This window comes from Arthrobacter sp. P1_A5 (genome assembly GCF_056406825.1).
In genome coordinates this window covers 32,729-45,422 of record NZ_JBFTZL010000005.1, presented here as the reverse complement: position 1 = coordinate 45,422, position 12,694 = coordinate 32,729, and the positions used below count along the sequence as shown (strand labels likewise).

Genomic DNA, 12,694 nt, shown 5'->3' with positions numbered 1-12,694 from the left:
CTGGTCCCTAGAGTGTGGAAGCGGCGGGGTCCCAGTCCTCGGGGAGGGCTGCGGAGGTGGGGGCCGAGCTTTCCACATCGATGAACGTGCCGGAACCGACCGACTCGGAGATCGAGACCATGGTGTCCAGGACGTGGTAGGCGAGGTTGCCGGTGGCGCGGTGCGGGACGCCGGCGCGGATGGAGCGGGCCATGTCCAGCACGCCCATGCCGCGGCCCTGGCTGGGGCCGGTGGCCGGAATAACGGTCCATTCCTCGTCGCCGGCGCGCCAAAGCCTGATGTCGCCGTCGAAGTAGTTCGGATCCGGCAGCGAGATGGTGGCCTCCGTCCCGGTGATCTCCACGAAGCCCATCCGCAGCCGCGGGGACTCGAAGCTGAACACGCTGTGGGAGGACGCGCCGGACTCGAACTGGGCCATGGCGGAGACGTGGGTGGGGACCTCGACCGTGAATTCCTCGCCGGCCTGGGGCCCGGAACCGATGACCCGGACCTCCTTGGCCTTGGAACCGGTCGCGGCCACGCGGCGCACGGAGCCGAACGTCTGCACCAGGGCCGTGAGGTAATACGGGCCCATATCGAACAGGGGACCGGCGCCGTGCTGGAAGAGGAATGCGGGGTTGGGGTGCCACGATTCCGGCCCGGGCGTCTGGAACGTGGTCATGGCCGTCAGCGGGGTGCCGATGTCGCCGCGTTCGATCAGCCGCCGCGCAGTCTGCAGCCCGGCGCCCAGGAACGTGTCCGGGGCGCAGCCCAGCCGCAGCCCCGCGGCGTCGGCCAATTTCAGCAGGCCCAGGCCGGAATCGCGGTCGAGCGAGAACGGCTTTTCCGTCCAGACGTGTTTGCCGGCATTGACGGCGGCCGTGGCCACTTCCACGTGCGCGGCCGGGATGGTCAGGTTGACGATGATTTCGACGTCGGGGTGGTTCAGGGCGGCGTCCACCCCGCCCCACTCCGGGATGCCGTATTCCTTGGCCCGCGCCTCGGCCGCCTCTTCGAAGAGATCGGCGATCACGTGGACCTTAAGGTCGGGGAAGACGGTCAGGTTGTCCAGGTACTGCTTGCTGATGTTGCCGGCGCCGATGACGGCGACGCCCACCGGGCCGCGGCCGGTGGCACGGTTCGGTGATACCTGGTTCACCGTTACCCGGTTCGCTGCGGCGCTCATGCATTCACGCCCTGCGCGTTGGCGGAACCGCTTTGCAGGTAGCCCAGGCTCTGGGCGATGCCGTCGAAGATGTCGCCGGAGTAGTCGTCGAATTCCACGACGCCGACTTCCAGGGACTGCGCCGCGGCGATGACGTCCCGCACGGCGATCTTGCCCTGCCCGGCCGGCTGCTGCGCCTTGGTGTCCGTGGAGACGGGGCCGTCCTTGATGTGGATGAACCTGACCCTGTCGCCGAGGCGCTGCAGCAGCTGCACCGGGTCCTGGCCGCCGACGGCCGCCCAATAGGTGTCCACTTCCAGGACGAGTTCCGGGTCGAGGAGTCCCTCGAAGTACTCCAGCGCGGTCTGGCCCTCGATGCTGGACTCCAGCTCCCAGGCGTGGTTGTGGTAGCCGACGCGGATGCCGTACCCGGCGCCCTTCTTGGCCGCGGCGTTGAGCTTCGCTGCGGTGGCCTGGATGTCCTCGGCCGACTGCCAGTGCTCGGCTGGCAGGTAGGGATCGATCACCGTGCTGATGCCCAACTCCTTGGCCGCGGCGAAGATTTCGTCCTGGTCCTGGCTCAGCAGCGGGGCGTGGCCGGACGGGGCGGTCAGGCCGTTTTCCTTCAGGGCGGCGCCGAGCTCGGCGGCCGTCGCCACGAAGTTGTAGGGCTCAACCTGGGTGAAGCCGAGCTGGGCGACCTTTTTGATGGTGCCGGGCAGGTCTTCCTGGAGGGCGTTGCGGAGGGTGTACAGCTGGATTGAGTAAGACACGGGATTCCTTTGCACGAGTTCGGCTTCGAAGGTGAGAGGGACAGCCCTGACAGCGGGAAGGGGGCGTCCACTCCGTTTGATTCTGCGCGAGGAAGGACTGCACGCCCATGGGCAGCGAGATGATTTGTCTGGAGCGGAGGAACACGATGGCTCTAAGCTAGGGAAGCTTTTGCCGGGCGTCAAGCAAAAGGTGGAAACCACGTGTCAATCTTTGTGAAGCGTGACATGCAGAAGATCTCCGTGCTATCACTTACTCATGAGTACGCCCACCGGCACCGAGCCCGCAGCCCCCGGGGCCGGCGGCAGCCTGTCCCGCGCCGGAGACCTCTTCCAGCTCCTGCGCGACGGCAAGGCCCGGACCCGCGCGGAGCTGGCCCTGACCACCGGGCTCGCCCGGTCCACTGTCGCTTCCCGCGTCGACGCGCTGATGGTCTCTGGCCTTGTTGGCCCGGCGGGGGAGGCGAGCTCCAGCGGCGGCAGGCCGCCGTCGCGCTTTGCCTTCAACCCGGCCGCCCGCGTCGTCCTGGCCGTGGATGTCGGGGCCACCCACGTGATCATCGCCGTTACGGATCTCAGCGGGAAGGTACTCGCCGAGCACCGGCTGGCGCAGGATGTCGCCGACGGCCCGGTGGTTGTCCTGGACCGCGTGGTCGATGAAGGGCTGCGGCTGCTCGCCGGGGCCGGCCGGGGCGCCGCGGATCTGGCTGGCGCCGGGATCGGGCTCCCGGGGCCGGTGGAGCACGCCACCGGCATGCCGGTGAAGCCGCCGATCATGCCCGGCTGGGACGGGTTCGACGTCGTCCGCCATGTCCAGCGGTCCCTCCCGGTGCCGGTCCTGGTGGACAACGACGTGAACATCATGGCGCTGGGGGAGCGCACGGCGCACTGGCCCGACGACGAAAACTTCCTGTTCATCAAGGTGGCCACCGGCATCGGGGCGGGCATCATCAGCAGCGGCCAGCTCCAGCGCGGGGCCAACGGGACGGCCGGCGACCTTGGTCACGTCCGGGTTCCGCGCGGCGATGACGTGCTGTGCCGCTGCGGGAACTACGGCTGCCTGGAAGCCCTGGCGTCCGGGCCTGCCGTCGCCAAGGCGCTGACGCAGCAGGGCCTGCCGGCGCACGACGGCGGTGATGTGCTGCGCCTGGTCGCCGAGGGCAACCTGCGGGCCATCCAGGCGCTGCGGCAGGCCGGCAGGGACCTCGGCGACGTCCTCTCCACGGTCGTGAACCTGCTGAATCCCTCAATGATTGTCATCGGCGGAAGCCTCGGCCAGGCCGGGGAGCACCTCATGGCCGGAGTCCGCGAGGTGGTCTACCGGCGCTCGCTGCCCCTGGCCACGACCCACCTGCGGATCGGCGTGTCCCGGGCCGGGGACCAGGCCGCGATCCTCGGTGCCAGCCAGATGGTCACCCAGCACGTACTCTCGCCCGCCGTCATTGAGGCGACCCTGCAGGCCACGGGCTAGGGCCCGCCGGCCCCGGCCCGGAATTTTCAGCGCAGCTGGAAAATGGTGCGGTGCCAGTCCTTTTCCGCGCTGCCGCTCAGCTCGAACATCACGTGCTTGACCTGGGTGTATTCCTCGAAGGAGTAGGCGGACATGTCCTTGCCGAAGCCGGACTGCTTGAAGCCGCCGTGCGGCATCTCGGAGATGATCGGGATGTGGTCATTGACCCACACGCAGCCCGCGTTTATCTCCCGGGTCGCGCGCATGGCCCGGTGCACATTGCTGGTCCAAGCGGAGGCCGCCAGCCCGTAGACAGTGTCGTTGGCCAGGCGGATGGCCTCGTCATCGTCGTCGAAAGGCAATACCACCAGCACCGGGCCGAACACTTCATCCTTGACGATCTCGCTGTCCAGGGCGGCGTCAATGATGAGCGTTGGCGGGTAGAAGGCACCACGGGCCAGGACGCCTTCGCTGGGGATTTCGCCGCCGGTGAGCACCTTCGCATAGCCGCGGGCACGCTCAACCATTCCCGCGACGTGCTCGCGGTGCTTGACTGAGACCAAGGAACCGAGGTCCGCGCCCTCGTCGTCCTGCAAGCCCAGGCGGATGTCCCGGAAACGCGTCGCGAGCTTGTCCACGAATTCCTGATAGATGGAACGGTGCACAATGGCCCGTGTGGCCGCCGTGCAGTCCTGGCCCGAGTTGATCAGGCTCCCGGCGACCGCGCCGTGCACTGCGGCGTCCACGTCGGCGTCCTCGAAGACCACGAACGGCGCCTTGCCGCCCAGCTCGAGATGAACCCGCTTGGTGTTGACGGCCGCGGCTTCCAGCACGGTGCGGCCGATCGCGGTGGAGCCGGTGAAGGAAACCATGTCTACGCCTTCGTGGCGCATCAGTGCCGCGCCCACTTCGGGGCCGGTGCCCACCAGGACGTTGACGACGCCTGGCGGCAGCCCGGCGTCGCTGAGCACTTGGGCGAACATTACTGACGTCAGGGGTGTGATCTCGGCCGGCTTGAGGACGATGGTGTTGCCGGCGGCGATGGCGGGAAGAATTTTCCATGCCGCCATCTGGAGGGGATAGTTCCAGGGTGCAATTGAGCCCACCACGCCGATGGGTTCGCGACGAATGCTGGAGGTGTGATCTGGCGAATACTCGGCCGTTGCCTTGCCTTCTAGGTGGCGCGCGGCGCCTGCGAAGAACTCAATGTTGTCGATGGTGCCCGGGACGTCAAAACCCCTGGTCAACCGGAGGGGTTTGCCGGTCTGGCTGCTCTCCACACGGGCGAATTCCTCGGCTCGCTCCGTCAGGATCGACGCGAAACGGTGCAGTATCGCGGACCGTTCGCCCGGTGCCGTGCGGGCCCACGTGGCGAAGGCCGCGCGGGCTGCCGCGACAGCGCGGTCAACGTCGGCCGCACTGGCAAGGTCCACGGTGGCCACCACCCCGCCGGTGGCGGGGTTCACGACGTCGTGCGTGTGGGTGGAAGTGCCCTGCTCGGTGCGGCCGTTGATGAATTGGTACATGATGCTCCCTCGGGGGATGGATGGGTAGTTGATGCCGGGGCGACGCCCGTGACGCGGCTCCCTACTACCGGACCCCCTGTTGGAGGGTTCCCGGCTAGCGGGTGCCCTCGCGCTCGGCGGAATCGAGAATGGCGCTGAGGCCCGCGGCGAAGACGTTCAGGCTGTCAAGCCCCAGGAGCCGATCGCGGTGTTCCTCGATCAGCGGGAAGCCGCTGACCGAAGCGACTGCAACCGCCTGGAGCCAGGGCTCGTGGCCGTCAGAGCTCGGTTTGGCCAGCACTTCCTGGGCGATGCCGGATCCGTGCCCCAGAGTGTAGCTCTCCAGCGCGCCGTAGTAGTGCACGAGCCGGTCCCCGGATAGACCGGCGTCCCGCAGGCAACCGAGGACGAATTCGATGCAGTGCAGTTCGCCCTGGCCGAAGGTGTCGGTGGCAAAGGCGTCGCAGCCAATCGACGGGTACTTGATGAAGACTTCGATCAGGGTGTGGAGGTAGCGCTCCAGGCGGGGCCGCCAGTCCAGGGGCGCGTCTGAAGCGTTTGCTTCTTCAAGCGCCATGGAGAAGAGCCTGTCCAGCGCCGCGCGCAGGATCGCGTCCCGGTTGCGGAAGTGGCGGTACATGGCGGTGGGGTTCACATCGAGTGCCTCGCCGAGGCTTTTGAACGTGAAGCGGGACTGGGGTTCGTCCCGTGCAAGTTCCAGCACGGCGTCGACGATCATGTCTGCATCGAGACGTACTCGCCGGTCCGTGGGCTGTTCCTCGACTCGACCGGGCCTGGGCTGGGCCACGTATCACCGCCTCTCCTGAAGTTCTTTTCCCTGCGTGCGATCCCCACGGTACACGAGTCCCGGCACTCCTAGTCAAAGGTATTGTCATTGCCGTTGTCAATGCCGTTGACATTCTGTTGATGGCCACATAGTGTGACGCAGGACACCAGAAGTTTGCGAGGAAGGGAACCCATGGCCTGCGCTGAGACGATTTTTGAGAACGGTTGGATATACACGGGCGAGGACGAGCGCCCTGTCCGCGCCGCCCTGGCTGTTGCCGGCGGGCGTGTACTGGCAGTAGGGGACGGCGCGGAATTAGCCTCGCTGGCCACCAGCGCCACAATCCGCGTGGATCTGCGCGGACGCCTCCTCATCCCCGGGTTTCAAGATGCCCACGTCCACCCGATCATGGCCGGCGTCGAACACCTGCAGTGCGACCTCACCCAGACCACCAGTGCCGAGGAGGCAGTGGCCGCGGTGCGCGGCTACGCCGAGTCACATCCCGACGAGCCGTGGATCCTCGGCGCGGGCTGGTCGATGGACTGCTTTGCTGGTGGAACGCCCACCCGGCAGATGCTGGACGCGGTGGTATCTGACCGCCCGGTGCTGGTCCAGAACCGGGACCACCACGGGGCCTGGGCCAATACAAAGGCCCTTGAACTGGCGGGGATCGACGCCGGGACGCCGGACCCCGACGGCGGCCGTCTCGAACGTGAGGCCGACGGCTACCCCGCAGGCACCATCCATGAGGGTGCGATGGGACTCTTTGACCACGTGCACCCGGGCATCTCACCGGAACAGGCCTACGAAGGGTTGCTCTGGGCGCAGGAGCTCATGCTCTCCTATGGCATCACGGCGTGGCAGGATGCCTGGGTGGGTACCTCCCAGAGCCCATTCGGGGACACCCTGGAGACTTACCTCAAGGCGCTCGACGCCGATGAACTCCGGGTCCGCGTCCGGGCAGCGCAGTGGTGGGACCGCTCAGCCGGCCGGGGACAGCTCGCCGAAATCCTGGCGCGCCGCGATCGTGTCGCCGACGCCTGCGATCCGCTGCGGTTGTCCGCGGCAACGGTGAAGGTCATGGTGGATGGGGTGGCGGAGAACTTCACAGCCGCCATGCACACGCCGTACCGCGATCGCCACGGACACCACACGGACAACCACGGCATCGAGTTCTTTGACCCTGCGCAGCTGCGGGAGTTCGTCACAGACCTCGACGCCAACGGGTTCCAGGTCCACTTCCACGCACTGGGCGACCGCGCCGTCACCAATGCGCTCGACGCCGTCGAGCAGGCACGCACTGTCAATGGCCCCGGCACTAACCGCCACCATCTCGCCCACCTTCAGGTGGTCCGCACGGCGGACGTGCCGCGTTTCGCGGCCCTCGGGGCAGCAGCCAACCTCCAAGCACTCTGGGCCTGCCACGAAGAACAATTGGACGTACTGACGCTACCTTTCCTGGAGGCCGATGCTGAGGAAAGGCACTACCCCTTCGGCGAACTCGCGGCGGCAGGGGCACATCTTGCCGCGGGAAGTGATTGGGCAGTCTCGTCGCCCAACCCCGTCCTGGCCATCCACGTTGCCGTGAACAGAGTGGAGCCAGGTGGCTCGCAGCAACCGCTCGGCCCGGAACACCACAAACTCTCCCTCAAGCAGATCCTTGATGCTTACACCCAGGGCACCGCATGGATCAACCACATGGACTCGGACACCGGCATCATCCGCCCCGGGGCCCTCGCCGACCTGGCGATCCTTGACCGGAACCTCTTCGACATTCCCGCGGAGGAACTGCATACCGCCCAAGTTGACGAAACCTGGATTGCCGGCGAGCGCGTCTTTGCCCGGCTGGATCCGTCATAGAACCGGGACGCCTTTCATGATTAGAGGAAGGATGCGCATGGCTCCCACACGCACATCGCGTCGACGGCTGGGCGCCGTCGTCGCCGGTTGCTCGGCCATTGGTCTCATGCTCAGCGGGTGCGGCACAACTGCGGGCGGCACCGTCGCCGCCAAATTCACCCTGAGCAATTCGACGCCCAAACCCAACAAGGAAATTGACCAGTTCAGCTGGGCGCTCTACGCCGAGCCGTTTTCGCTCGACTACGCCTACGCGTTCGACTACCCGGACAACCAGGTCTTGGCAAACATGTGCGAATCGCTCTTCCGTTGGAACCCCGACCTGACCTCTGCGCCGGGGCTGGCAACCAAATTTGAGCACCCTGACGACCTGACCTGGGTATACACCATCCGGCAGGGAGTCCACTTCCACGACGGCAGCCTCCTGACGGCCGCGGACGTGGTGGCCTCGCTCAAGCGGCATGTCGATGAGAAGGTCGGTTCCTTCTGGGCTTCCTCCTTTGAACGAGTGGCCGACATCCGGAAGACCGGCGACTACGAGGTCACCATCACCACCAGTGTCCCGGATTACGCCTTGAACTCCGCGCTGGTCGGGGCGCCCGGCGTCGTGGAATCCGCCAAGACCCTCGCCAAGGACGGCGCGGACTACGGCAACGCCACCACAGGCGTGAACTGCACGGGCCCCTTTGAATTTGACCACTGGGAGGCCGGGGAGGGCATCACGCTCAAGCGCTTCGACGACTACTGGGATCCAAGCCTCAGGGCCAAGGCGAAGCAGATGACCTTTAAGATCCTCCCCGACGCCAATGCCCGGGTTAACGCTTTGCAGACCGGCGAGATCGATGGCAGCTGGCAGGTTCCCTCCAACGCACTGGACATCCTCAAGGCCAACACCGACGCCGGAAACGTCTACTTCGGCAACGACACCTCGGTGCAAAGCCTGGTCACATCAAATCTCAACGGCGTCTTCGGCGATGTCCGGGTCCGCAAGGCCCTCATGATGTCCATCAACCGTGAGTCGCTCCTTCAGGCGGCAGAGCAGGGCTACGGCAAGACGACCGATGCGCTGACCACCAGGAACGTGTGGGTGGGTGCCCAGCCTTCCACGGTCAATTCGGCCTTCGAATCGCCCGACAAACAGGACTACAACCTTGACGAGGCCAGGCGCCTCATCAAGGAAGCCGGCGCTACAGGCAAGAAATTCGTCTACGCGACGGCGTCCCTCACCGCGGCCTTCGACATCACCTCGCGTGCCGTTGCTTCCGCTGCCCGGGAAATCGGCCTGGCACCGGAGATTCAGACCATGTCCAATGACAAGTACACGACGCTGTTCTCCGACCCCGAGGCCCGCAAGGGTGTCGATCTCTTCGAGACGTCCTGGTACCTCTCCAGCGCCGAACCCCTTGAAATGTACTCCGTGCTCCGTACCGGCGATTTCAGCAATTACGGTGGCTGGTCCAACGCCGAGTACGACCAACTCATCAACAGCGCGGTCGGCACCGAAGACGACGCCGAGCGAAACCGGCTCACGGCCCAGGCGGCGAAAATCGCCAGCCAGGACGTGGTCTGGTCCCCGCTCTATGAGACCGTCACCGCACTGTGGCTCGGCAAGCGCATCACAGGCGTGACGCCGTCGATCAACTACATGTACTACCCCTGGGCAGCAACGATTGGAGGCCGGTAGCCGTGGCTGTGACCCAACTGGCAGCACCACCCGCCCCACCGACCCCCGCAACGAAGAAAAGCCCGACGGCGGCACCATTAGCCCTGGTGCTCCGCAAGGTAGGAACGCTGCTGATCACCCTGTTCTTCGCCTCACTGATCGTGTTCTTCTCACGCTTTGTCCTGCCGGGCGACCCGGCGCGCTTCCTCCTGCGCGGCCGGAGCCCCAAACCGGAGGCCCTCGCGGAGATCACCAAGCAGTTCGGCCTGGACAAGCCTCCGATCGAGCAGTATTTCACGTGGATCGGAGGCATCCTCCACGRTGACTGGGGCCGCTCGCTGACCTACCGCCAGAGCGTGAGCGATGTGCTGCTCAACCGCCTGCCCGTGACGCTGGAACTCGTGGCCCTGGCCGCCGTCTTCATCACAGGCCTGGGCCTCATTGCCGGCATGCTCGCAAGCTTGAACAAGGGCGGCTGGGACCGCTTCATCCTCATCACGGTCACGGCAGCCGGTGCCATACCCCCGTTCGTTGCGGCGATTGCCCTGACCGCCCTCTTCGCGGTCCAGTTGGGGTGGTTTCCTTCCTTCGGCAGCGGTGATGAAGGGCCGAGCCGGCTTTGGCAACTGACACTCCCTGCCCTGGCGCTGGGCGTGACCTTCATTGCCTTCATGGCCCGGGTGACGCGTTCCTCAATGAACGAACAACTCACCCGCGAACACGTGGAGGTGGCCACCAGCCGCGGCCTCACACGCAGTTCCGTGGTGTTCCGGCACGTGCTCCGCAACGCCCTGGGCCCCATCCTGACAGTGAGCGGTGTACTGATCGCCGGCCTTCTGGTCTCCAGTGCCATCGTGGAACAGACATTCGGCCTGACCGGGATCGGCCAGCTTCTGGTCCAGTCGATCGACCGGCTCGACTTCGCGGTGGTTCAGGCGATCGTCATGATCATTGTCACGGCATTCGTCCTGGCCAACACGGTAGTCGATCTCATCCAACCCCTCATTGACCCGCGGATCGCCGCAGGAACGGAGTCCCGATGACTCTCACAGGAACGCTTCCCCTCCTGAGGACCCGCCGCTACGGAAGCCTCCTGTCGGTCACGGGTTGGGTGGCAGTGACGGTAACGCTCGTCGTTGTGCTTCTCTCCCTGCTCGCCCCGGTCCTGGCCCCGTACGATCCGGACTTCGTCGATCTTTCCAGCGTGCTGGGTGGGCCAAGCAGCGCCCACTTGCTCGGCACCGATGCCCTGGGCCGCGACATGCTCAGCCGCCTCATGTTCGGGGGGCGTACCTCGCTCGTCGGCCCGTTGATTGTGGTGGCAGCGTCCACGGTCCTGGGCCTGCTCTTGGGCCTGGCAGCCGGATGGACGGACGGCTGGATCAGCAGGATCCTGACCCGCGTCTTCGACCTGCTCTTCGCCTTCCCCGCACTGCTGCTCGCCATGCTGGCCATTGCCATCTTCGGCAAGGGCCTCATGGCGCCGATACTGGCAATGACCATCAGCTACATCCCGTACTTGGCGCGTTTGACGCAGCAGTTGGTGGTCGCCGAACGGGGCCGACCGTATGTCCAGGCCTACCGGGTACTGGGATTCCGGACTCCCTGGGTGGTGCTGGGACGGGTCATGCCAAACCTGGTCCCCACCGTTGGCGCCCAGTCCACGCTCAATTTCGGTTATGTGCTCGCCGATCTCGCGGCACTGTCGTTTATTGGCCTCGGCATCCAGCCGCCAACCTCCGACTGGGGCGCCATGATCGAGGAGGCCCGGGGCGCGCTGCTCGGCGGCCATGTGCTGCCGGCCCTCCTGCCTGCGCTCGTCGTCGTACTTATTGTCGTGTCGATCAACGTCATCGGTGAGGAACTCTCCGACCGGATTGGAGGCAAGCTTTCATGAGCAAGCTCCTTGAAATTGAACAGTTCTCGCTGCACTTCCCGGGCCGCGGCCCGCTCCTGAACGAGGTTACGCTGCACGTGGACGACGGCGAGGCCGTCGCCCTGGTGGGCGAGTCCGGTTCCGGGAAGTCGCTCACCACGAGGGCCGCGCTAGGCCTTTTCCCGGACACCTCCCGGCTCTCCGGTTCCGTGAAGGTACAGGGTCTGGACACGACGAGTGCACCCGCGGCCAAGTTGCTGCAACTGCGCCGCAACCATGCGTCCATGATCTTCCAGGACCCGCGCGCAGGCATCAACCCGGTACGCACGGTGGGGGATTTCCTCACCGAGACGCTGGTGAGATGGCGCGGGCTGAGCCGGAAGGAATCCGTCGCGCGGGCCCTCACGCAGCTGGAACAGGTGGGTCTGAGGCGGACCAAAGAAATGATGCGGCAGTACCCGCACCAGCTGTCCGGCGGCATGCTGCAGCGTGTCATGATTGCGGCCGCGCTGCTCGATTCGCCCGAATTACTGTTGTGCGACGAGCCGACCACGGCCCTTGATGTCACCACTCAGGCCGGGATTCTCGAATTGCTGCGCGAGCAGCAACAGGCACGGGGCATGGGCATGCTGTTCATCACGCACGACCTGAACCTCGCCGCCTCCCTGTGCGACCGCGTCTACGTGTTGCGCAAGGGCGAAGTTGTGGAGCATGGCGCGGCTCGCGAAGTGTTCATGAGCCCGCAGGCGGACTACACCCGCCAGCTGGTCGGCGCCACGCCCCGCATCGAGATAGACAAGATCCCGGCATCCCCCGCCGTCGACGGCACCATGCCGCTGCTCTCGGTCAAGGGCCTTGGCAGGCGCTATGAGTTGCCGGGCGGGGAAATGCTGACCGCCCTGAACGACGCCACGTTCACCCTTGCCCCTGGCGGCTCCCTGGGCGTGGTGGGCGAGTCAGGTTCGGGCAAGTCCACGTTGGCGCGAATGATTGTCGCGCTCGAGACGGCCGATGAGGGCGAACTCGCGATCAACGGCCGGGTCCGGGCGCCACGTCCGCTCCGGGCGGGTGAACGCAAGCTCCTGGCCAAAGACGTGCAGATTGTCTTCCAGGATCCCTATCTTTCCCTGGATCCGAGGATCGCTGTGGGTAAGGCTGTGGCAGATGTTTTCCGGCTCCACCAGGGACAGGGGCGGGCGGACGCCGTGCAGAGTGCCCGGGAGCTTCTCGAACGCGTGGGCATCGGCCCGGAGCGGTTCGACTCCAAACCGCGGGCGCTTTCGGGCGGACAGCGGCAGCGGGTGGCGATTGCCAAGGCTCTCGCCGCGCGGCCCAAGCTGCTGGTCCTGGACGAGGCCACCAGTGCCCTGGACGTCTCGGTCCAGGCGCAAGTGCTGGAGCTCGTGGAGGAAGTGCGGGAGCAGCTGGGCCTGACCATTCTCTTCGTGACCCACGATCTCGCGGTGGTTTCCAGGCTGTGCGCGGAGCTTCTTGTGCTGCAGCAAGGCCAGATCGTGGAGCAAGGGCCCACGGCGAAGATCTTGTCGGCTCCCACCAGCGACTACACCCGCACGCTCCTCGACTCACGGCCGAGGGCCCTCTGGGAGGAGCAGCCCGCTTAGTTCGACCTCTATGCCCGGCG

The 12,694-nt window shown here is 66.0% G+C and carries 10 protein-coding genes; 6 read left to right on the top strand and 4 right to left on the bottom strand.

Going from position 1 to position 12,694, the window contains the following annotated elements:
• Positions 1 to 7: 7 nt before the first annotated feature.
• Both AC1D1S_RS02560 and AC1D1S_RS02555 read right to left on the bottom strand, forming a co-directional pair.
• Complete coding sequence (locus AC1D1S_RS02560) at positions 8 to 1,165, bottom strand: Gfo/Idh/MocA family protein (protein WP_476993653.1); 1,158 nt, start codon at positions 1,163 to 1,165, stop codon at positions 8 to 10.
• The gene (locus AC1D1S_RS02555; protein ID WP_243181477.1) at positions 1,162 to 1,917 is read right to left on the bottom strand and encodes a sugar phosphate isomerase/epimerase family protein; all 756 of its coding nucleotides are present in this window, start codon (positions 1,915 to 1,917) and stop codon (positions 1,162 to 1,164) included. The genes AC1D1S_RS02560 and AC1D1S_RS02555 overlap by 4 nt, the downstream gene beginning before the upstream one ends.
• A 256-nt stretch (positions 1,918 to 2,173) precedes the next feature.
• On the opposite strand from AC1D1S_RS02555, the gene AC1D1S_RS02550 reads away from it, so the two are divergent.
• Entirely contained in the window at positions 2,174 to 3,385 is a 1,212-nt protein-coding gene (locus AC1D1S_RS02550) for an ROK family transcriptional regulator (RefSeq protein WP_476943180.1), read from the top strand.
• Between the two features lie 26 nt (positions 3,386 to 3,411).
• Here AC1D1S_RS02550 and AC1D1S_RS02545 read toward each other — a convergent pair whose 3' ends face one another.
• Both AC1D1S_RS02545 and AC1D1S_RS02540 read right to left on the bottom strand, forming a co-directional pair.
• Positions 3,412 to 4,890, bottom strand: a complete 1,479-nt coding sequence (locus tag AC1D1S_RS02545; protein ID WP_476993652.1) for a gamma-aminobutyraldehyde dehydrogenase — start codon at positions 4,888 to 4,890, stop codon at positions 3,412 to 3,414.
• A 94-nt stretch (positions 4,891 to 4,984) separates the two neighbouring features.
• Entirely contained in the window at positions 4,985 to 5,677 is a 693-nt protein-coding gene (locus AC1D1S_RS02540; RefSeq protein ID WP_243181480.1) for a TetR/AcrR family transcriptional regulator, read from the bottom strand.
• Between the two features lie 171 nt (positions 5,678 to 5,848).
• Here AC1D1S_RS02540 and AC1D1S_RS02535 point away from each other — a divergent pair, with 171 nt between their 5' ends.
• From AC1D1S_RS02535 to AC1D1S_RS02515, 5 genes are all read left to right on the top strand, one after another.
• Complete coding sequence (locus tag AC1D1S_RS02535) at positions 5,849 to 7,516, top strand: amidohydrolase (protein ID WP_476993651.1); 1,668 nt, start codon at positions 5,849 to 5,851, stop codon at positions 7,514 to 7,516.
• 37 nt (positions 7,517 to 7,553) lie between these two features.
• Positions 7,554 to 9,197: an ABC transporter substrate-binding protein gene (locus AC1D1S_RS02530; RefSeq protein WP_476993650.1), complete on the top strand. Its 1,644-nt coding sequence runs from the start codon at positions 7,554 to 7,556 to the stop codon at positions 9,195 to 9,197.
• A gap of 86 nt (positions 9,198 to 9,283) precedes the next feature.
• Positions 9,284 to 10,219 (top strand): ABC transporter permease, encoded by a 936-nt coding sequence (locus tag AC1D1S_RS02525; protein ID WP_476993649.1) that lies wholly within the window; start codon positions 9,284 to 9,286, stop codon positions 10,217 to 10,219.
• Positions 10,216 to 11,073 carry an ABC transporter permease gene (locus AC1D1S_RS02520; protein WP_476993648.1) on the top strand — a complete coding sequence of 286 codons (858 nt, stop codon included), beginning with the start codon at positions 10,216 to 10,218 and terminating at the stop codon, positions 11,071 to 11,073. The genes AC1D1S_RS02525 and AC1D1S_RS02520 overlap by 4 nt, the downstream gene beginning before the upstream one ends.
• The gene (locus AC1D1S_RS02515; RefSeq protein ID WP_476946039.1) at positions 11,070 to 12,674 is read left to right on the top strand and encodes a dipeptide ABC transporter ATP-binding protein; all 1,605 of its coding nucleotides are present in this window, start codon (positions 11,070 to 11,072) and stop codon (positions 12,672 to 12,674) included. The genes AC1D1S_RS02520 and AC1D1S_RS02515 overlap by 4 nt, the downstream gene beginning before the upstream one ends.
• Positions 12,675 to 12,694: the final 20 nt, after the last annotated feature.